The sequence below is a fragment of the Streptomyces sp. NPDC006208 genome, from assembly GCF_040613775.1.
In the GTDB taxonomy this organism is placed as follows: Bacteria; Actinomycetota; Actinomycetes; order Streptomycetales; family Streptomycetaceae; genus Streptomyces.
In genome coordinates this window covers 1-20,106 of sequence record NZ_JBEXSW010000073.1, presented here as the reverse complement: position 1 = coordinate 20,106, position 20,106 = coordinate 1, and the positions used below count along the sequence as shown (strand labels likewise).

The 20,106-nt window shown below is 69.8% G+C and carries 19 protein-coding genes and 1 pseudogene; 8 read left to right on the top strand and 12 right to left on the bottom strand.

Annotation, left to right across the window (positions count from 1 at the left end):
- The first annotated feature begins 90 nt into the window (after nucleotides 1–90).
- Complete coding sequence (locus tag ABZ208_RS36570) at nucleotides 91–1,341, top strand: helix-turn-helix domain-containing protein (RefSeq protein ID WP_356913770.1); 1,251 nt, start codon at nucleotides 91–93, stop codon at nucleotides 1,339–1,341.
- 120 nt (nucleotides 1,342–1,461) lie between these two features.
- Here ABZ208_RS36570 and ABZ208_RS36565 read toward each other — a convergent pair whose 3' ends face one another.
- From ABZ208_RS36565 to ABZ208_RS36525, 9 genes are all read right to left on the bottom strand, one after another.
- Nucleotides 1,462–1,857 carry a metal-sulfur cluster assembly factor gene (locus tag ABZ208_RS36565; RefSeq protein ID WP_356913768.1) on the bottom strand — a complete coding sequence of 132 codons (396 nt, stop codon included), beginning with the start codon at nucleotides 1,855–1,857 and terminating at the stop codon, nucleotides 1,462–1,464.
- Nucleotides 1,854–2,309: a Fe-S cluster assembly sulfur transfer protein SufU gene (gene sufU / locus ABZ208_RS36560; RefSeq protein ID WP_328402033.1), complete on the bottom strand. Its 456-nt coding sequence runs from the start codon at nucleotides 2,307–2,309 to the stop codon at nucleotides 1,854–1,856. Before sufU ends, ABZ208_RS36565 begins: the two co-directional genes overlap by 4 nt.
- Nucleotides 2,310–2,322: 13 nt before the next feature.
- Nucleotides 2,323–3,579, bottom strand: coding sequence for a cysteine desulfurase (locus ABZ208_RS36555; protein ID WP_328402031.1), 1,257 nt, complete (start codon nucleotides 3,577–3,579; stop codon nucleotides 2,323–2,325).
- The gene (sufC, locus tag ABZ208_RS36550; RefSeq protein WP_356913767.1) at nucleotides 3,576–4,340 is read right to left on the bottom strand and encodes a Fe-S cluster assembly ATPase SufC; all 765 of its coding nucleotides are present in this window, start codon (nucleotides 4,338–4,340) and stop codon (nucleotides 3,576–3,578) included. Before sufC ends, ABZ208_RS36555 begins: the two co-directional genes overlap by 4 nt.
- A 7-nt stretch (nucleotides 4,341–4,347) precedes the next feature.
- Nucleotides 4,348–4,665, bottom strand: coding sequence for a non-heme iron oxygenase ferredoxin subunit (locus ABZ208_RS36545; RefSeq protein WP_328402027.1), 318 nt, complete (start codon nucleotides 4,663–4,665; stop codon nucleotides 4,348–4,350).
- Nucleotides 4,665–5,846 (bottom strand): Fe-S cluster assembly protein SufD, encoded by a 1,182-nt coding sequence (gene sufD / locus ABZ208_RS36540; RefSeq protein WP_356913766.1) that lies wholly within the window; start codon nucleotides 5,844–5,846, stop codon nucleotides 4,665–4,667. Before sufD ends, ABZ208_RS36545 begins: the two co-directional genes overlap by 1 nt.
- Nucleotides 5,847–5,996: 150 nt before the next feature.
- Nucleotides 5,997–7,418 (bottom strand): Fe-S cluster assembly protein SufB, encoded by a 1,422-nt coding sequence (gene sufB / locus ABZ208_RS36535; RefSeq protein WP_356913765.1) that lies wholly within the window; start codon nucleotides 7,416–7,418, stop codon nucleotides 5,997–5,999.
- Nucleotides 7,415–8,140 (bottom strand): ArsR family transcriptional regulator, encoded by a 726-nt coding sequence (locus tag ABZ208_RS36530; protein ID WP_356913764.1) that lies wholly within the window; start codon nucleotides 8,138–8,140, stop codon nucleotides 7,415–7,417. The genes sufB and ABZ208_RS36530 overlap by 4 nt, the downstream gene beginning before the upstream one ends.
- Before the next feature lie 103 nt (nucleotides 8,141–8,243).
- Nucleotides 8,244–9,017 carry a DUF72 domain-containing protein gene (locus tag ABZ208_RS36525; protein WP_356913763.1) on the bottom strand — a complete coding sequence of 258 codons (774 nt, stop codon included), beginning with the start codon at nucleotides 9,015–9,017 and terminating at the stop codon, nucleotides 8,244–8,246.
- Between the two features lie 147 nt (nucleotides 9,018–9,164).
- Between ABZ208_RS36525 and ABZ208_RS36520 the strand changes: the two genes are divergently transcribed.
- The 4 genes from ABZ208_RS36520 to ABZ208_RS36505 all read left to right on the top strand — a co-directional run bounded on the left by ABZ208_RS36520 (nucleotide 9,165) and on the right by ABZ208_RS36505 (nucleotide 13,222).
- Nucleotides 9,165–10,088, top strand: a complete 924-nt coding sequence (locus ABZ208_RS36520) for an ABC transporter ATP-binding protein (protein ID WP_356913762.1) — start codon at nucleotides 9,165–9,167, stop codon at nucleotides 10,086–10,088.
- A gap of 207 nt (nucleotides 10,089–10,295) precedes the next feature.
- A complete protein-coding gene (locus tag ABZ208_RS36515; protein ID WP_356913761.1) occupies nucleotides 10,296–11,063 on the top strand; it encodes an ABC transporter permease in 768 nt (255 codons plus the stop codon).
- Nucleotides 11,064–11,112: 49 nt separating this feature from the next.
- Complete coding sequence (locus ABZ208_RS36510) at nucleotides 11,113–12,228, top strand: hypothetical protein (protein ID WP_356913760.1); 1,116 nt, start codon at nucleotides 11,113–11,115, stop codon at nucleotides 12,226–12,228.
- 4 nt (nucleotides 12,229–12,232) lie between these two features.
- Nucleotides 12,233–13,222, top strand: a complete 990-nt coding sequence (locus ABZ208_RS36505) for a COX15/CtaA family protein (RefSeq protein WP_356913759.1) — start codon at nucleotides 12,233–12,235, stop codon at nucleotides 13,220–13,222.
- A 47-nt stretch (nucleotides 13,223–13,269) separates the two neighbouring features.
- On the opposite strand, the gene ABZ208_RS36500 is transcribed toward ABZ208_RS36505, so the two are convergent.
- From ABZ208_RS36500 to ABZ208_RS36490, 3 genes are all read right to left on the bottom strand, one after another.
- Nucleotides 13,270–14,364: an amidohydrolase family protein gene (locus ABZ208_RS36500; protein WP_356913758.1), complete on the bottom strand. Its 1,095-nt coding sequence runs from the start codon at nucleotides 14,362–14,364 to the stop codon at nucleotides 13,270–13,272.
- 66 nt (nucleotides 14,365–14,430) lie between these two features.
- The gene (locus tag ABZ208_RS36495) at nucleotides 14,431–14,775 is read right to left on the bottom strand and encodes a hypothetical protein (protein ID WP_328402007.1); all 345 of its coding nucleotides are present in this window, start codon (nucleotides 14,773–14,775) and stop codon (nucleotides 14,431–14,433) included.
- Nucleotides 14,776–14,844: 69 nt separating this feature from the next.
- Nucleotides 14,845–15,792 carry a heme o synthase gene (locus ABZ208_RS36490; protein ID WP_356913757.1) on the bottom strand — a complete coding sequence of 316 codons (948 nt, stop codon included), beginning with the start codon at nucleotides 15,790–15,792 and terminating at the stop codon, nucleotides 14,845–14,847.
- Nucleotides 15,793–16,182: 390 nt separating this feature from the next.
- Between ABZ208_RS36490 and tkt the strand changes: the two genes are divergently transcribed.
- The 3 genes and pseudogenes from tkt to ABZ208_RS36475 form a co-directional block, all read left to right on the top strand.
- Nucleotides 16,183–18,270 (top strand): transketolase, encoded by a 2,088-nt coding sequence (tkt, locus tag ABZ208_RS36485; RefSeq protein WP_356913756.1) that lies wholly within the window; start codon nucleotides 16,183–16,185, stop codon nucleotides 18,268–18,270.
- A 34-nt stretch (nucleotides 18,271–18,304) separates the two neighbouring features.
- Nucleotides 18,305–19,423 (top strand): transaldolase, encoded by a 1,119-nt coding sequence (gene tal / locus ABZ208_RS36480; protein WP_356913755.1) that lies wholly within the window; start codon nucleotides 18,305–18,307, stop codon nucleotides 19,421–19,423.
- Nucleotides 19,424–19,428: 5 nt separating this feature from the next.
- Nucleotides 19,429–20,106 (top strand): annotated as a pseudogene (locus ABZ208_RS36475) (glucose-6-phosphate dehydrogenase); the annotation flags it as partial.

Here is a 20,106-nt window from a genome sequence, read left to right as displayed (position 1 = left end):
TTACCACGCAGTAAGTTCGTTGATCCTCGCGGAGTTTCGCCGAAGCTCCGCACGGAGTGGATCTCCGCAGAGTGCCGGCGAGGTCGCAGCGTGAACAGTCACACCGGGGCGGGCGGCCATGTGCCGCTCACATTCGGCGGGATTCCCGTGCATCAGCGGCTCACCGGGGCCGTGCACGACCTGGCCGCACGCGTGCTGGCCCGTCTCGTCGACCAGGTGCCCGTGTACGCGACCCTGCCCGCCGAACAGCGCACCGAGACCCGGCGGGTCATCGAGCAGGGCATCCGGGCGTTCGCCACCATCCTGCGCACCGGCCAGCTCCCGAGCGAGGCGGAACTCCAGGTGCTGCGGCAGTCCGCGGCCAAGCGGGCCGAGGACGGCATGCCGGTGGAGGCCGTGATCAGCGCCTATCACGTGGGGGCACACGAGTGTCTGGAGCGGATGGCACCGCATGCGACCCACGAGGACATGCCGCAGCTACAGGCCGCGCACATGCTCGTCCTGCGTTTCCTGGAGCGGATGACGACCACGGTGGTGGCCGGATACCTCGCGGAGCGGCAGGCCGTCGCCAGCGATGAGCAGTCGGCGCGGCAGGCGATGCTCACGGCGCTGCTGGACGGCGAGGACGTCCAGGGCACGGCCACGCGCTGCGGTATCGGCCTGCCACTGTGCTACCTGGTCGTCGGGCTGGCGATCGGCCCGCACCCCGACGAGAGTGCCGACGGGGTGAGCAGCGTGATGGCGGGCCGGCGCAAACTGCGGCGGCTGCGGGTCGAGCTCGACCGCCACGTGGACGGCGCCGTTCTGACTGCGCTGTCCGGCGCCGGGGGGATCGCCCTGATCCCCTGGCGGACCGAGGAGGCACAGCTGTCGGACCGGGACTGGACCTGGCTGGGCCAAGTGGTCTCCCATATGAGCAGGGTGGCCGGCGTCGACATCGTGGCCGGGGTGGCCGCGGCCGTCCCTGAGGAGGTGGGCGAGGCAGCCGAACTGGTGGAGGAGATACGGCGGGTGGCCGTCGCCGCGGGCCGTCCGCCGGGGGTCTACCACCTCACCGACGTACTGCTGGAGTATCAGCTGATGCAGCCGGGACCGGCCCGGGACGCGCTGGCCCGGCTGATGCGCCCGCTGGCCGACCGGCCCGAGCTGCTGTCCACACTGCGCACGTTCCTGGACTGCGGCCTGAGCCGCCAGCTCACCGCGGAACGGCTCCAGGTTCATCCCAACACCGTGGACTACCGACTGCGGCGGGCAGCCGAGGCCACCGGCCTGGACGCCACGTCGGGCACGGACGTCCTGCGGGTCCGAGCTGCCCTGAGTGCCCATGACGCCTGCGCGTGAACCGAACCGCGACCCGCAGCCGCTCGATGCCCGCGCCCGCAGGCCCCCCGCACAGGCAGAAGCGGCCGTGGTCGCCAGGAACCCCTGGCACCCACGGCCGCTACTGAATTCGGCAGCGCGTCAGACGTTGAAGCCGAGCGCACGCAGCTGCTCGCGTCCGTCGTCCGTGATCTTGTCGGGACCCCACGGCGGCATCCAGACCCAGTTGATCTTCAGCTCGCTGACGATGCCGTCCGTCGCGGCCTTCGCCTGGTCCTCGATCACGTCCGTCAGCGGGCAGGCCGCCGACGTCAGCGTCATGTCCAGGGTCGCGATGTTGGCGTCGTCGATGTGGATGCCGTAGATCAGCCCGAGGTTGACCACGTCGATGCCCAGCTCGGGGTCGACGACGTCGTACAGGGCCTCGCGGACCTCCTCCTCGGAGGCCTTCGTGCTCGTCGGCGCCGCGGCCTGGGAGGAGAAGGTCTCCTCGTCCGGCCAGTCCTTCTCCGCCGTGGTCTCGCGGTTCTCAGTCATGCGGTCTTCCCTTCGGACAGCGCCTGCGCCGTCGCGTCCTTCCATGCCATCCAGCTCAGGAGGGCGCACTTCACGCGCGCCGGGTACTTGGAGACGCCGGCGAACGCGACCGCGTCCTCCAGCACCTCCTCCATCGCGTCGTCCGGCTCGATCTGGCCCTTGGACTGCATCAGCTCAAGGAAGGTCGCCTGGATCTTCTGTGCCTCGGCCAGCTCCTTGCCGACGAGCAGCTCGTTCAGCACGGAGGCCGAGGCCTGGCTGATGGAGCAGCCCTGGCCCTCGTACGAGACGTCGGCGATGAGCGTGCCGTCGTACTTCACACGGAGGGTGATCTCGTCGCCGCAGGTGGGATTGACGTGGTGCACCTCGGCGTCGCCGTCCCGCAAGCCCCGCCCGTGCGGGTGCTTGTAGTGGTCCAGGATGACGTCCTGGTACATCGAATCAAGCTTCACAGCGGTTGGTCCCTCATCCGAAGAAGTTGCGGACGTGTTCCAGGCCGTCGATGAGCAGGTCCACCTCGGCCGGCGTGGAGTACAGATAGAACGACGCCCGCGTGGTCGCAGGAATTCCGTACCGCAGGCAGACGGGCCGCGCGCAGTGGTGGCCGACGCGGACGGCGATGCCCTGTTCGTCGAGGACCTGGCCGACGTCGTGCGGATGGATGTCGCCGAGGGTGAAGGAGATCGCGGCTCCGCGGTCCTCGGCCGTGGTGGGGCCGATGATCCGCAGGTCCGGGACCTCGAGCAGCCGCTGCACCGCGTACTCGGTCAGCGCGTGCTCGTGCTGGGCGACCTTGTCCATGCCGATCGAGGTGAGGTAGTCCACCGCCGCGCCGAGGCCGACGGCCTGCGCGATCGGGGGCGTACCCGCCTCGAACTTGTGCGGCGCGGGCGCGTACGTCGAGGAGTGCATCGAGACGGTCTCGATCATCTCGCCGCCGCCGAGGAACGGCGGCAGGTCCTCGAGCAGCTCCTGCCGGCCCCACAGCACGCCGATACCGGTCGGGCCGCACATCTTGTGGCCGGTGAAGGCCACGAAGTCCGCGCCGAGCGCCTGCACGTCCAGCGGCATGTGCGGCGCGGCCTGCGAGGCGTCGATCAGCACCAGGGCGCCGACGTCCTGCGCGCGGCGGACGATCGCCTCGACCGGGTTGACCGTGCCCATGATGTTGGAGACCAGCGTGAAGGAGACGATCTTCGTCTGCTCGGTGATGATCTCGTCGATGTTGGACAGGTCGAGCCGGCCGTCGTCGGTCAGCCCGAACCACTTCAGCTTCGCGCCCGTGCGCTGCGAGAGCAGCTGCCACGGAACGATGTTGGAGTGGTGCTCCATCTCCGTGATGACGACCTCGGTCTCGCGGTCCACCCGGTAGGGCTCCTCGGCCCAGCCGAGCATGTTGGCCACGAGGTTCAGCGACTCGGAGGCGTTCTTGGTGAAGATCACCTCGTCGCGGCTGGGCGCGTTGATGAAGGCGGCGACCTTGTCGCGGGCGCCTTCGTACAGCGCCGTGGCCTCCTCGGCGAGCACATGGACGCCACGGTGGACGTTCGCATTGTGCTGCTCGTAGTACTCGCTGAGCACGTCGAGGACCTGGCGCGGCGTCTGCGAGGTCGCCGCGTTGTCCAGGTACACGAGCTTCTTGCCGTCATGGAGCACCCGATCGAGGATCGGGAAGTCCTTACGGATCGCCTCGGTGTCGAGGAGGCCCGGCAGCTGTGTCACGCGGATACGCCACCCTTCGTGTAAGCCTCGTAGCCCTCGGCCTCGAGCTTGTCGGCGAGCTCGGCGCCGCCGGACTCGGCGATACGGCCGTTCGCGAACACGTGCACGAAGTCGGGCTTGATGTAGCGCAGGATGCGCGTGTAGTGCGTGATCAGCAGGGTGCCGACCTCGCCGGTCTCACGGACACGGTTGACGCCGTCGGAGACCTGGCGCAGGGCGTCCACGTCCAGGCCGGAGTCGGTCTCGTCCAGGATCGCGATCTTCGGCTTGAGCAGCTCGAGCTGAAGGATCTCGTGGCGCTTCTTCTCACCGCCGGAGAAGCCCTCGTTCACATTGCGCTCGGCGAAGGCCGGGTCCATCTGGAGCTGCTCCATGGCGGACTTGACCTCCTTCACCCAGGTACGCAGCTTGGGGGCCTCGCCGCGCACGGCGGTGGCGGAGGTGCGCAGGAAGTTGGAGACCGAGACGCCGGGGACCTCGACCGGGTACTGCATGGCCAGGAACATGCCGGCGCGGGCGCGCTCGTCGACGGACATCTCCAGGACGTCCTCGCCGTCCAGGGTCACGGTGCCACTGGTGATCGTGTACTTGGGGTGGCCCGCGATGGAGTAGGCGAGGGTCGACTTGCCGGAGCCGTTGGGGCCCATGATGGCGTGGGTCTCGCCCTGCTTCACGATCAGGTCGACGCCCTTGAGGATCTCCCGGGGGCCGTTCTCGGCCTCGACGGAAACGTGCAGGTCGCGGATTTCAAGCGTTGCCATGGGTGACTCAGGACTCCTGGGTGATGGAGACGAGCACATCGTCCCCTTCGATCTTTACGGGGTATACGGGGACGGGGCGCGTCGCGGGCAGGCCCGACGGCTTGCCGGTGCGCAGGTCGAAGCTGGAGCCGTGCAGCCAGCACTCGATCTGACAGTCCTCCACCTCGCCCTCGGAGAGGGAGACGTTCGCGTGCGAGCAGATGTCGTGGATCGCGAACACCTCGCCCTCGGTGCGCACCACGGACACCGGCGTGCCGTCGAGTTCCACCCGCCGGGGGGTGTCCTCCTCCAGCTCGCTCAGCGCACAGGCTTTGACGAAGGCCATCAGACGGCCGCCTCCAGCTCCGCCTCGATCTTGGCGATCAGACGCTCCTCGACATCCGGGAGGCCGATCTGCTGGACCAGCTCGGCGAAGAAGCCGCGCACGACGAGACGGCGCGCCTCGCTCTCCGGGATACCGCGGGCCATGAGGTAGAACAGCTGCTCGTCGTCGAAGCGGCCGGTGGCGCTCGCGTGACCGGCGCCGACGATCTCGCCGGTCTCGATCTCCAGGTTCGGCACGGAGTCGACGCGCGCGCCGTCCGTGAGGACGAGGTTGCGGTTCATCTCGTAGGTGTCGGTGCCCTCGGCCTTGGCCTCGATGAGCACGTCACCGATCCACACGGCGTGCGCGGCATCGCCCTGCAGCGCGCCCTTGTAGGCGACGTTCGACTTGCAGTGCGGGGTGTTGTGGTCGACCAGCAGGCGGTGCTCCTGGTGCTGGCCGGCGTCGGTGAAGTACAGACCGAACAGCTCGGCCTCGCCGCCGGTGCCGGCGTAAGCGACGCGCGGGTGGAGCCGTACGACGTCGCCGCCGAAGGTGACCACGATGGACTTGAAGGAGGCGTCCCGGCCGACCAGCGTGTTGTGCTGGGCGACATGGACGGCCTTGTCGTCCCAGTCCTGGACACAGACGACGGTGAGCTTCGCGCCGTCGCCGAGGATGTAGTCGACGTTGGCGGCGAGCACCGCGTCGCCGGTGTGGTCGATGACCACGACGGCCTCGGCGAACGCGCCGAGCTCGATGACCTGGTGGCCGAAGGCGGTGCCGCCCTCGCCGTGCACCGCGATCCGGATCGGCTCGGTGAGCACGGCCTCCTTGGCCACGGTGACGACCGAGGCCTTCTCGAAGGAGGAGTACGCCTGGGCGGCGACCCGGTCCACCGGGATTCCGGCCTTGCCGAGCCGCTCGTCGTCACGGCCGACGGTCTCGACGGTGACGCCCTCGGGGGCCTCGATGGCGATCTTGACTCCGTCACCGGATGCGACCGCGGTGCCGTCGTGCAGACCGGCGAGGCGCTCCAGCGGCGTGAAGCGCCACTCCTCCTCGCGGCCGTGCGGGACCGGGAAGTCCGCCACGTCGAAGGACGGGGGCGCACTCATACGGGTGGCGACGGTCGACTCGGCGGCCACCGCGATCGAGCCGGCGGTGGTGGAGCCCACCGGGATGTTCTGAGCCTCAGCCATGGCTGTCGGTCTGCTCGCTTTCTGCTTCAGTGCGTTCGCTCGGGGCCCGCCACCGGCCGGAGCCTTCGCTCCGGCCGGGGCCGGTCACCCTGAGGTCTGCTCACAGGCTCACCGCGTGAGCCCGAAGGACGTGATCGGGACGGGCGGGGGCTAGCCCACCGCGCCCTCCATCTGCAGCTCGATCAGCCGGTTGAGCTCCAGCGCGTACTCCATGGGGAGTTCCTTCGCGATCGGCTCGACGAAGCCGCGCACGATCATCGCCATCGCCTCGAACTCGGTCAGACCGCGGCTCATCAGGTAGAAGAGCTGGTCCTCGGAGACCTTGGAGACGGTGGCCTCGTGGCCCATGGAGACGTCGTCCTCACGGACGTCGACGTACGGGTAGGTGTCGGAACGGGAGATGGTGTCGACCAGCAGAGCGTCACACAGCACGTTGGACTTCGCGCCCGGGGCGCCCTCACCGATCTCGATCAGACCGCGGTAAGAGGTACGGCCGCCGCCTCGCGCCACCGACTTGGAGACGATGTTGGAGGAGGTGTTCGGGGCCATGTGGACCATCTTGGCGCCGGCGTCCTGGTGCTGGCCCTCGCCCGCGAAGGCGATGGACAGCGTCTCGCCCTTGGCGTGCTCGCCCATCAGGTAGACGGCCGGGTACTTCATGGTGACCTTGGAGCCGATGTTGCCGTCGACCCACTCCATGGTCGCGCCCTCGTACGCCACGGCGCGCTTGGTGACCAGGTTGTAGACGTTGTTCGACCAGTTCTGGATGGTCGTGTAGCGGCAGCGGCCGCCCTTCTTGACGATGATCTCGACGACGGCGCTGTGCAGCGAGTCCGAGGAGTAGATCGGGGCGGTGCAGCCCTCGACGTAGTGGACGTAGGCGTCCTCGTCGACGATGATCAGCGTCCGCTCGAACTGGCCCATGTTCTCCGTGTTGATGCGGAAGTAGGCCTGCAGCGGGATGTCCACCTGGACACCCTTGGGCACGTAGATGAACGATCCGCCGGACCACACGGCCGTGTTCAGCGAGGCGAACTTGTTGTCGCCGACGGGGATGACCGTGCCGAAGTACTCCTGGAAGAGCTCCGGGTGCTCCTTGAGCGCGGTGTCGGTGTCGAGGAAGATGACGCCCTGCTCCTCCAGGTCCTCACGGATCTGGTGGTAGACGACCTCGGACTCGTACTGCGCGGCGACACCGGCGACCAGGCGCTGCTTCTCCGCCTCCGGGATGCCCAGCTTGTCGTACGTGTTCTTGATGTCCTCGGGCAGCTCTTCCCAGGAAGCGGCCTGCTGCTCGGTGGAGCGGACGAAGTACTTGATGTTGTCGAAGTCGATGCCCGACAGGTCGGAGCCCCAGCTCGGCATCGGCTTCTTGTCGAACAGCCGCAGACCCTTGAGCCGCAGCTTCAGCATCCACTCCGGCTCGTTCTTCTTCGCGGAGATGTCGCGGACGACATCCTCGGAGAGGCCGCGCTTGGCTGCCGCGCCGGCCGCGTCGGAGTCGGCCCAGCCGAATTCGTACGTACCCAGACCCTCGAGTTCGGGGTGGGCAGTCTCCGTGGGGAGAGTCATGCGGGGTTCCTCCCGGCCGTACTTGCAGATGCTGATGGGGTGGTCTGTGTGGTGCTGCGCGGAATGAACGTGGTGCACACTCCGTCGCCGTGGGCGATGGTGGCCAGCCGCTGCACATGCGTGCCGAGCAGCCGCGAGAAGACTTCCGTCTCCGCCTCGCACAGTTGCGGATACCGCTCGGCCGCGTGGGCGACGGGGCAGTGATGCTGGCAGAGCTGCTCGCCGACCGGTGCGCTACGCGCAGTAGCAGCGTACCCGTCGACACTCAGGGCCTTGGCCAGCGCTTCGGTGCGTTCCTCGGGGGCGGCGGCCTCGATCGCGGCCTGGTAGGCGACGGCCTGGGCCTCGATCCGGTCCCGGGCGAAGGCGGCGACGGCCGCTTCCCCTCCGGCGTTCTGCTCGATCCAGCGCAGGGCGTCGACGGCCAGCACGTCGTACGACTGGTCGAAGGCGTCACGGCCGCAGTCGGTCAGCGCGAACGCCTTGGCGGGCCGCCCGCGGGTGCGGGCGCCGTAGACCCGCTGCTCGCGGGGCTCCACCACATTCTCCGAGACGAGGGAGTCGAGATGGCGCCGGACGGCTGCCTGGGTGAGCCCGAGGCGGCCTGCGAGATCGGCCACCGTGGAGGGACCGTGGTCCAGGATGGAGCGCGCGACCCGGTTGCGCGTCGAGTGCTCACCGGTCGCGAGTTCCTCTCTGGGAGCCTCGCCAACGTTTTTCACAACACCATTGTTGCGTAATTCCTCAGAGAGTGACAAGCCGCGTCCGGATCATCATCGGTGCAGTGCGTCACTTAGGGAAACCTAACCTGACCTGCGAAAATGATCACTGACCGGTGTTCCGGACCCCCGCCGCACGGAGCACCGTGCGCCGCTTCGACGCCACCGCACGGGCGAAGGCGGTCGCGTCACGGACGGCCGCGCCCCCTGGGTCGTTGTTGAAGTAGGCGAAGACGTCGGCCGTGTCGGGCCAGGCGTCGGCGATCCGCCCGGCCCAGGCGGTCAGCGCTTTTCTCCCGTATCCGGGCCAGGGCTCGGCCCTGCCCTCGTGGAACCGCAGATAGCCCCAGCCCGCGGTCCGCCACAGCGGCGTCACAGGCCGCGAGCCCCGGTCCGCCCAGCACAGGGCCGCGCCACGGTTCCGCAGCACCTCCCTGACCTCGTCCGTCCACCAGGACACGTGCCGGGGCTCGACGGCCACGCGCACCCCGCGGGGGAAGCAGGCCAGTGCCGCGTCCAGGGATCCGGGATCGCACCGGAGCGTGGGCGGGAGCTGGAGGAGTACGGGTCCCAGCCGCTCCCCCAGGCCCTCGGCACGGCTCATGAGGCGCGCGACGGGCTCCTGCGGATCGCGCAGCCGTTTGATGTGCGTCAGATAGCGGCTCGCCTTCACCGCCATGACGAAGCCCTCCGGGGTGCGCCGGCGCCAGTCGGCGAAGGTCTTCTGCTCGGGGAGGCGGTAGAAGGCGTTGTTGCTCTCGACGGTCACGAAGTGCCGTCCGTACTCCTCCAGCCAGAGCCGCTGGGGCAGCTCCTGGGGGTAGAGCTCGCCGCGCCAGTCCTTGTACTGCCACCCTGAGGTGCCGATGAGCACGGGCATGAGGTGATCCTGCCCCGTGCAGCGTGCCTCACCCGGCCGGGTGAGGGGGAACGGCCGGCCGGCGTAATTCGGCGGCGGGGCCGTGACCATGGCGCGATCCGGACCCGGCCGACCGGGAACCGTCCGCGGCTCCTTAGACTTCCCGGCATGAAGAACGAGTCCGTCGTCCAGGTACGGGGCCTGGTGAAGCGGTACGGATCCAAAACGGCCGTGGACGGTCTCGACCTCGATGTCACCGCAGGATCCGTGACCGCCGTCCTCGGCCCCAACGGCGCCGGCAAGACCACCACCATCGAGACCTGCGAGGGCTACCGCCGTGCCGACGCGGGCACCGTGCGCGTCCTGGGCCTCGACCCGGTGGCCGACGCCGCGCGGCTGCGCCCGCGGGTCGGTGTGATGCTCCAGTCCGGCGGCATCTACTCCGGCGCGCGCGCGGACGAGATGCTCCGGCACATGGCCAAGCTGCACGCCCACCCACTGGACGTGGATGCGCTGATCGAGCGGCTGGGGCTCGGCGGTTGCGGGCGTACGGCCTACCGCAGGCTCTCCGGCGGCCAGCAGCAGCGGCTCTCCCTGGCGATGGCCGTCGTCGGCCGCCCCGAACTGGTCTTCCTCGACGAGCCGACCGCCGGTCTCGACCCGCAGGCCCGCCGCTCCACCTGGGACCTGGTCCGCGAGCTGCGCGCCGACGGTGTCACCACCGTCCTGACCACGCACCACATGGACGAGGCCGAGGAGCTCGCCGACGGTGTCGCCATCGTCGACGCGGGCAAGGTCATCGCCCGCGGCAGCATCGAAGAGCTGTGCCGCGGCGGCGCGGAGAACACTTTGCGCTTCACGGGGCGTCCGGGCCTGGACCTCGGCTCGCTGCTCAAGGCGCTCCCGGACGGCACGTCCGCGGCCGAGCTCACCTCGGGCGCGTACCGGATCAGCGGCCAGGTCGACCCGCAGCTGCTGGCGACGGTGACCTCGTGGTGCGCGCAGCACGGCGTGATGCCGGACGGCATCTCGGTGGAGCGCCACACTCTTGAGGACGTCTTCCTGGAAATGACCGGCAGGGAGCTGCGGTGACGACGGAGCACGGCACCCGAATCCGCCGGGGGTCCGGGGGTCGACCCCCGGGCAAGCACAGTCTGGAAATGACCGGCAGGGAGCTGCGGTGACGACGGAGCACGGCACCCGCATCACCCAGGGGTCCGGCCCGCGGCGAAGCCGCGATGAGGCACAGTGCCCCCCGGGCAAGCACAGTCTGGAACCGACCGGCAAGGAGCTGCGCCGATGAGCGCCGGTACATACGCGCCGAAGCCCGGGGCCGCGCCCCTGCCGCGCATGATCGCGGCGCAGGCCGCCTTCGAGACCAGGATGCTCCTGCGCAACGGTGAGCAGCTGCTGCTCACGGTGATCATCCCGTCGCTGCTGCTGGTGCTGTTCTCCACCGTCGACGTGGTCGACACCGGCAGCGGCAAGGCCGTCGACTTCCTGGCACCCGGTGTGCTGGCGCTCGCCGTGATGTCCACCGCCTTCACCGGGCAGGCCATCGCCACCGGCTTCGAGCGACGCTACGGCGTGCTCAAGCGGCTGGGCGCCTCGCCGCTCCCCCGCTGGGCGCTGATGGCCGCCAAGACGCTCTCGGTTCTGGTCACCGAGGTCCTGCAGATCGTGCTGCTGGCCTTGATCGCCTTCCTGCTCGGCTGGTCCCCGCACGGCAGCCCCGTCTCCGTGCTGCTGCTGCTCGTCCTCGGTACGGCCGCCTTCTCCGGGCTCGGTCTGCTGATGGCGGGCACGCTGAAGGCGGAGGCCACACTCGCCGCCGCCAACCTCGTCTTCCTGCTGCTCCTGGTGGGCGGTGGCGTGATCGTGCCGCTGGACAGGTTCCCCGACGGCGTCGCGTCGGTGCTCGCGCTGCTGCCGATCTCGGCGCTGTCGGACGGGTTGCGCGACGTGCTCCAGCACGGTGCCTCCATGCCCTGGGGCGACCTCGGCATCCTCGCGGTCTGGGCGGTGCTCGGACTGGGCGCCGCCGCCCGGCTCTTCCGCTGGGAGTGACGCACGGGTCAGGATGCTCCTGCCGAGACCCGCACGGTGGGAGGTCTTGATGGAGCGGACTGCCGCACTGCGTCTGGATGCTGAGTGGGCGAAGGTCAGAACGGGCAGACCCGGGGCTTCCCCCCGCAAGCGCGAGCGCATGCTGACCGATCTGATCGCAGCGCTCGCGCCGCACGCCGAGGATGATCTGTCGCTGAGTGCCCGGCTGAGCCTGCGCTACGGGGACCTGGCGCGCCACCACTTCGACAACGGCAGGCGGGACGACGCGCTGAGCGCGGTGGACGAGGCTGTCCGGCGCTGCGAGGAGCCGGCCGGACACGACGACGAGCACGCCCGCTGGTACGCGAAGGCCCTGATCAGCCGGTCCGTCTATCTGGCCGAACCGCTCAGCGACGAACTCGGTCTGCCGCGCTATCCCTTCCAGCCGCGCGGCGAGCGGCCCCGGCCCTGTGACCGTGCCGACGGTCTCGCCGCCGTGGCGGCGACCCACCTGGCCATCACGGTCTGGGAGGGACTCGACCAGACCGACCCGCGCAACCGGGAGGGTCTCGCCAAGGCGTACGTCTTCCTCGGCGACCGGCTCGAGGAGCTGGGGCGGCCGGTGGAGGCGGCCGGGTGGGCGGTTCGGGCCGAGCACGCGTTCCGCGAACTGTGGCAGGCACCCGATCCGGCGGGGCGCGCGCATACCGCGGTGCTGGAGCACCTCGGCGACCAGCTCGAGCGCCGGCTGCGGCGCTGTCCGTTCGACGGCGGTCTGACCCGGCTGCGGCGCGAGGCGCTGCTGCCCGACCGGCTGCTGCCGCTCGCCGTGATGGGGGCGCGGATCGAGGGCATCGGGGCCGAGGCGATCGCCGAGGGGCTCGCACTGGAGGTCGCCGAAGTGCGCCGGATCCTGCGATCGCGCTGCTGGCGTGCGGTGTGGCGGTTCGACGTGCGCCGTGACGACGGGTCCTGGGCGCCGATGGCGTTCCCGTGGCGCGGCATGGACGCCGTCGCCGACCGCAGCGCCGAGGCGGTCGCGGCGGATCTGGCGGATGCCTTCAGCCGCTCGCCCGACCGGCCGCCCGCCGCGCACTGGCGGTTCGCCCTGTGGTGGGAGGAGGAGGACCAGCTGGAGGGGTCGCGTATCCGGATGACCTTCGCACCCGCCGCCGACCCCTCGTGAAAGCGTGCACAAGCCTCTGCTTACGATAGGGCCCGTGCAGACCCCCCTCGCCTATATCGCCCAGCGGTGGACACCGTCCCCCAGAACGCTCCGGCGTGCCGCACTCTCCGCAGTCGTGATGAGCGTGGTCATCATCGTCACGGGCGGCGCGGTCCGGCTGACCGGCTCCGGTCTCGGCTGCGACACCTGGCCCAAGTGCACGGACGACAGCCTGTTCGCCACGCCTGAGCAGGGTCTCCACGGCGCGATCGAGTTCGGCAACCGGATGCTCACCTACGTCCTGTCGGCCGCGGTCGGCTGGGCGATCATCGCCGTACGGGCGGTCAAGCCGCGGCGGCGGGGGCTGAGCCGGATCGCCTGGTCGCAGTTCTGGATCGTCATGGCCAATGCGGTGGTGGGCGGCATCACCGTGTTCGCGGGCCTGAACCCGTGGACCGTGGCGGGGCACTTCCTGCTCGCCAACGCCCTGCTCACGGTCACGACGATCACCTGGGTACGCACGCATGAGGGAGACGGCGTCCCGCGCCCCCGCGTACCGCGCCCGGTCCGCAAGCTGTCCTGGGCGATCATCGCGGCCTCTGGGGTCCTGATCGTGCTGGGCACCTCGGTGACCGGATCGGGCAAGCACGCGGGTGACAACAGCAAGGTGCCCCGTATGCCGTGGGACTGGGTCGACGCCGCGCACATCCACGCGGTGGCTGCCTGGGTGGTCTGCGCGCTGGCCGTCGCCATGTGGCTGGTCCTGCGGGTGGTGGACGCGCCCGACGACACCCGGGCACGGGCCCGTGATCTGCTGCTCGTGCTGCTGCTCCAGGGGGCGGTCGGCTACGTGCAGTACTTCACGCACGTCCCCGAGATCCTGGTCGGCCTGCACATGCTCGGCTCGGCACTGATGTGGATCGCGGTACTGCGCCTGGCACTGAGTCTGCGGGAACGCGAGGAGCCGGAGACGGCGGTCCCCTCCCGGCCCGGCGGTGCGCTCTCCTCGGTCTGACCGGCCGGTGGACGGCGAGGCCCCTTGCGCCGCGCCCCCGGGACGTCTCACAGCCCGTACACCCGGCGCGCGTTGCCCGACGCGAGCATCGTGGCCACGCGTTCCGCGTCCGCGCGCGCCCACGCGCCTTCGGCGACCCAGTCGCCCAGCACCCGGCCGACCGCCTCCCGGAAGATCCTCGCGCCCACCACATGCATCTCGGGCAGCCCTTGCGCCCCGCTGGAGAACAGCAGTTTGCCGAAGGGCGCGAGCTCCAGGATCTCCGCGAGGACCGCCGCCGCCCGTGCCCCGGTCCGGGCGATCGCCGGACCCAGATCCGCGTACACGTGGGGGTGCGCGCCCGCCAGATGCGCGGCGCTGCGGTGGTACGGGTAGCCGTGCAACAGCACGACATCGGTGCCGAGCCCGGCCGTCGCCGCGGCGAAGGGGGCGAGCAGCAACGGGTCCCGGACGCCGACGTGCAGTTGCAGCGGAAGACCGGAGGCGACCGCGATCCACAGCAGGTGCCGCAGCAGTACGGGGTCGTCGATGGGATCGCCCGCGTGGCGTACGGCCAGCCAGCGCCCCGCGGCCCCGCGTACCTCCCCCGCCCCCGGCGGCTCCGGGGCCTCGGCCAGGCTCTCGTGCACGGCGGCCACGCAGGTGAAGGCGACGGCCGATGCGGCTGCCCCGTGGACGGCTTCGGCGAGGTTGGTCAGCAGGGCCTCGACAGTGCCCGAGGTGTCGGCGACCTGCTCGGCAAGCAGCTCGAGCCGGACGATCTCCCGGGCGTCGGCGGCTCCTGCGGCGGCGATCTCCGGCGGCCCCGCGAAATCGCCGGGGCGCCCGGTGTCCACCAGGTACGTGGTGATCCCGGTGCCGCGCAGCAGCCGTCTGCCCGCCTCCAGCACCCCCAGTTCGCGGCGGCGGGCCAGGTAGCGGGCAGGCGGGCAGTGGGGCTCCAGTCCGAGCAGCGGCGGGCACCAGCGCCGTACCGCGAACCCGGTCTGCGTGTCGAAGAAGGTCGTCCCGGTCGCCGGCGGCGCGGACGGCGCCGCGGCCGGCGCAAGATGCGCCTCGAAGGTGCCAAGGCCCAGTTCGGTGCGGAGCACCCCTTGGCAGTAGTGGTCGACGAGGTGCACCGCGGACGCAACGTCGATCATCGGGGGCTCCCTGCCTAGGACCGTGCTTCCACAGTCCTAACGGGTGACCCCCGCGCGAGGTGTTGGTCAGCCGTTGGACGGGCCGCCGACCTGGATGCCCGCCATGCGGGTCCACTCGTAGCGGCCGGTGCGGACCTTGGCCGCGAAGTCGCCGTCGAAGGACTCGTGCAGGGTGATGCCCGACTTCTCGGCGGCGTTCACCGCGATGGCGTGGGTCGGCGCGACGAGGTCGCCCCAGCCGCCGTCCTCGCCGACGAGGACGATCCGGGTGCCCATCTGACCGATGTACGCGAGCTGCCCCTCGGCGCCGCCGTGCTTCTTGGCGAAGGCGCCGATCTGCTTGGCGAGCTTGGCCGCCTTGCGCTCGGCGCGGGCGTCGGGCGCGGTCTCTTCAACCTTGGTTTCTGCCATGTGCCGCATGCTACTCGCGGGTAGATCGTTCTGCGATGCCCAGGCGGAGTGGCCTCGGCCACCCTGGCGTCAGCGCAGGAACGGGTCCACGGCGATGGCCACGAAGAGCAGTGAGACATAGGTGATGGACCAGTGGAACAGCCGCATCTCCTTGAGCTTGCCGCCCGTTGCCCCGCTCTTCGCCCGGTGCTGCAGGGCGTGCGCCTCCCACAGCCACCAGCCCCCGGCGACCAGGGCGACCGCCGTGTAGAACCAGCCGGTGTAGCCGAGCGGCGTCAGCAGCAGCGAGACGGCGACCATCACCCAGCTGTAGAGGACGATCTGGCGGGCGACCACCGAGTTGGAGGCGACCACAGGGAGCATGGGCACGCCCACGCGCGCGTAGTCCTCCTTCACCTTCATCGACAGCGGCCAGTAGTGCGGCGGCGTCCAGAAGAAGATGACGAGGAAGAGGATGACCGCGGCCCACGACATCGAGTTGGTCACGGCGGACCAGCCGATGAGGACCGGCATACAGCCGGCGATGCCGCCCCAGACGATGTTCTGCGCGGTACGGCGCTTGAGGATCATCGTGTAGACGACGACGTAGAACAGCAGCGCGCCGAGTGCCAGCGCGGCGGACAGCCAGTTGACGAGCAGCCCGAACCACAGCGTGGAGATCACGGCGAGCGCGAGACCGAAGACGAGCCCCTCGCGCGGCGACACCATGCCGGTGACCAGGGGGCGCTGCGACGTGCGGTCCATCAGGGCGTCGATGTCCCGGTCGATGTACATGTTCAGCGCATTGGCGCCACCCGCGGAGAGGTAGCCGCCGACACACGTCGTCAGCACCAGCCAGAGGTCGGGCACACCCTGCTCGGCCAGGAACATCACCGGCACGGTGGTGATCAGCAGCAGCTCGATGATGCGCGGCTTGGTCAGCGCCACGAATGCCTTGACGCGGGCCCCGAACGGCCGATGGCCCCCCGGGCTGGGAGTCAAGACGACCCCTGCGGGTCGGGACTCGACGGCCGTCACGCACACCCCTGACAGAGAAATCCCAGCAAGCCTCCGGGGGTACCTCCCATGCCCGAAGGGCTATGGAGGAGTGAGGACCCACTGCGAGGACTTGCGCGTACCACGCCACTCTAGACGTTGCCCATCCGCCGATCTTCGCCGGGGGTGGCTCGTGTTGAGCACCGGGCCGGCGTCCTGCGTATACATGCGCGGCATCGTTCCCGAGAGGCGGAGAGCACCTGGTGCCCGCACCCTGGCAGTGTCCGATCGGAGAGACGCGCACTCGAAAGAAGGCGCGTTGCTGCGAGGGTAGGCTCGACATCGGCTGCCCGTCCTGTGACCGGGCGGCCACCAGCCCGGTTACCCCTCAGTCACCGGGATTCGACATGTGGAGAGGAGCCCTGACTCAGGGTGAGCACCAAGCCGACCACCACAGACCTCGAGTGGACCGCACTGGACCAGCGGGCAGTCGACACCGTCCGCGTCCTGGCCATGGATTCCGTACAGAAGGTCGGCAACGGCCATCCGGGTACGGCCATGAGCCTGGCCCCTGCCGCCTATGTGCTCTTCCAGAAGCTGATGCGGCACGACCCCGCGGACGCCGACTGGACCGGTCGTGACCGGTTCGTCCTCTCCGCCGGCCACTCGTCGCTCACGCTCTACATCCAGCTCTACCTGGCCGGCTACGGCCTGGAGCTCGACGACCTCAAGGCGTTCCGCACCTGGGGCTCCAAGACCCCCGGTCACCCCGAGTACGGCCACACCACCGGTGTCGAGACGACGACCGGCCCGCTGGGTCAGGGCGTCGCCAACGCGGTGGGCATGGCGATGGCCGCCCGCTACGAGCGCGGCCTGTTCGACCCGGACGCGGCCCCCGGCACCTCCCCGTTCGACCACAACGTCTGGGTGATCGCGGGTGACGGCTGCCTCCAGGAGGGCATCTCCCACGAGGCGTCCTCGCTGGCCGGCCACCAGAAGCTGGGCAACCTCGTCCTGCTGTGGGACGACAACCACATCTCGATCGAGGGCGACACCGAGACGGCCGTCTCCGAGGACACCCTCAAGCGCTACGAGGCCTACGGCTGGCACGTCCAGCGCGTCGAGCAGCTGCCGAACGGCGACCTCGACCCCGCCGGCCTGTACCGCGCCCTGAAGGCGGCGCAGGCCGAGACCGAGCGCCCGTCCTTCATCGCGGCCCGCTCGATCATCGCCTGGCCGGCCCCGCATGCCCAGAACACCGAGGCCGCGCACGGCTCGGCGCTCGGCGACGAGGAGGTCGCGGCCACCAAGCGGGTCCTCGGCTTCGACCCGGAGAAGAGTTTCGAGGTTTCCGACGAGGTCCTCGGGCACACCCGCGAGGCGCTCGACCGCGGCCGTGAGGCCCGCGGCGTGTGGGAGAAGACCTTCGCCGAGTGGCGCACCGCCAACCCGGAGCGCGCGGCCGAGTTCGACCGGATCCGCTCCGGCGAGCTGCCCGCGGGCTGGGAGGAGAAGCTCCCCGAGTTCGAGACCGGGAAGGGCGTCGCGACCCGTGCCGCCTCCGGCAAGATCCTTCAGGCGCTGGGTGCGGTCATCCCCGAGCTGTGGGGCGGCTCCGCCGACCTCGCCGGCTCGAACAACACGACGATCGACAAGACGTCGTCGTTCCTGCCCAAGGGCAACCCGCTGCCGGAGGCCGCGCCGTACGGCCGCACCATTCACTTCGGCATCCGCGAGCACGCGATGGCCGCCGTGATGAACGGCATCACACTGCACGGCAACACCCGTGTCTTCGGCGGCACCTTCCTGGTGTTCTCCGACTACATGCGCAACGCGGTCCGGCTCTCGGCGCTGATGCACCTGCCGGTGACCTACGTGTGGACGCACGACTCGATCGGTCTGGGCGAGGACGGCCCGACGCACCAGCCGGTGGAGCACCTGGCCTCGCTGCGCGCCATCCCGGGCCTGAACATCGTCCGCCCCGCCGACGCCAACGAGACGGCGATCGCGTGGCGCGAGATCCTCAGGCGCTGGACCAAGGAGTTCGGCAAGGGCGCTCCGCACGGCCTCGCACTCACCCGCCAGGGCGTGCCGACCTACGAGCGCAACGAGGACGCCGCCAAGGGCGGTTACGTCCTCCTGGACGCCGAGGGCGGCGATGCCCAGGTCGTGCTGATCGGCACCGGGTCCGAGGTGCAGCTGGCCGTCGGGGCGCGCGAGCAGCTCCAGGCAGCCGGCATCCCGACCCGGGTGGTCTCGATGCCGTCCGTCGAATGGTTCGAGGAGCAGGACCAGACGTACAAGGACAGCGTCCTGCCGCCGGCGGTCAAGGCGCGGGTCGCGGTCGAGGCCGGTGTCGGGCTGACCTGGCACCGCTACGTCGGCGACGCCGGCCGCATCGTCTCACTCGAGCACTTCGGCGCCTCGGCCGACGGCAAGGTGCTGTTCCGCGAGTTCGGCTTCACTCCCGAGAACGTGGCCGCCGCCGCGCGGGAATCTCTTGAAGCCGCTGCACGCTGACGCCGGTACACGACAAGTAGGAGATGCAACTCTCATGACAGACGCACTCAAGCGCCTCTCCGACGAAGGCGTCGCGATCTGGCTGGACGACCTGTCGCGCAAGCGGATCACGTCCGGCAATCTCGCCGAACTGATCGACCAGCAGCACGTCGTGGGCGTCACCACGAACCCGTCGATCTTCCAGAAGGCCATCTCGTCCGGCGACGGTTACGAGCAGCAGCTCACCGACCTCGCCGCCCGCAAGGTGACCGTCGAGGAAGCCCTGCGCATGATCACGACGGCGGACGTACGGGACGCCGCGGACGTACTGCGGCCGGTCTTCGACACGACGGGTGGCCAGGACGGCCGGGTGTCGATCGAGGTCGACCCGCGGCTCGCCCACAACACGGCCGCCACGATCGCCGAGGCCAAGCAGCTGGCCTGGCTGGTGGACCGGCCGAACACGTTCATCAAGATCCCGGCGACCAAGGCGGGTCTGCCGGCGATCACCGAGGTCATCGGCCTCGGTATCAGCGTCAACGTCACGCTGATCTTCTCGCTGGAGCGCTACCGCGAGGTGATGGACGCCTACCTGGCCGGTCTGGAGAAGGCCAAGGCCGCAGGCCTGGACCTCTCGAAGATCCGTTCGGTGGCGTCGTTCTTCGTCTCCCGTGTGGACACCGAGATCGACAAGCGGCTGGACGCGCTGGGCACGGACGAGGCGAAGGAGCTGCGCGGCAAGGCCGCCCTTGCCAACGCCCGTCTCGCGTACCAGGCGTACGAGGAGGTGTTCGGCTCCGACCGCTGGGCCGCCCTCGACAAGGCGCAGGCCAACAAGCAGCGTCCGCTGTGGGCCTCGACCGGGGTCAAGGACCCGGCGTACAAGGACACGCTGTACGTCGACGAGCTGGTCGCCCCGGGCACGGTCAACACCATGCCGGAGGCCACCCTGGAGGCCACGGCCGACCACGCCGAGATCACCGGTGACACGGTGCGCGGCACCTACGAGCAGGCGCGCGCCGATCTCGACGCCGTCGAGAAGCTGGGGATCGCCTACAACGACGTCGTCCGGCTGCTGGAGGACGAGGGCGTCGAGAAGTTCGAGGCGTCCTGGAACGACCTGCTCAAGTCGACCGAGGCCGAGCTCGAGCGCCTCGTTCCCTCGGAGGGCTGAGGACCTTGTCCGGTATTGACGGAGCCAACCCGCTCCGTGATGCTGCCGACCGACGGCTCCCGCGTATCGCGGGGCCGTCGGGCCTGGTCATCTTCGGGGTCACCGGCGATCTGTCGCGCAAGAAGCTGATGCCGGCCGTCTACGACCTGGCCAACCGGGGGCTGCTGCCCCCGGGCTTCTCGCTCGTCGGCTTCGCCCGTCGGGAGTGGCAGGACGAGGACTTCGCCCAGGAGGTCCACGACGCGGTCAAGCAGCACGCGCGTACGCCGTTCCGCGAGGAGGTCTGGCAGCAGCTCATCCAGGGCATGCGGTTCGTCCCGGGCACCTTCGACGACGACGACGCCTTCGAGCAGCTGAAGTCGACGATCGAGGACCTCGACAAGGTGCAGGGCACCGGCGGGAACTTCGCGTTCTATCTTTCGGTGCCGCCGAAGTTCTTCCCCAAGGTCGTCCGGCAGCTCAAGAAGCACGGGCTCGCCGACCAGAAGGAGGGCTCCTGGCGCCGGGCGGTCATCGAGAAGCCGTTCGGGCACGACCTGGCATCCGCCGTGGAGCTCAACCAGGTGGTGCACGAGGTCTTCCCGTCGAACGAGGTCTTCCGTATCGACCACTACCTCGGCAAGGAGACCGTCCAGAACATCCTGGCGCTGCGGTTCGCGAACACCCTGTTCGAGCCGATCTGG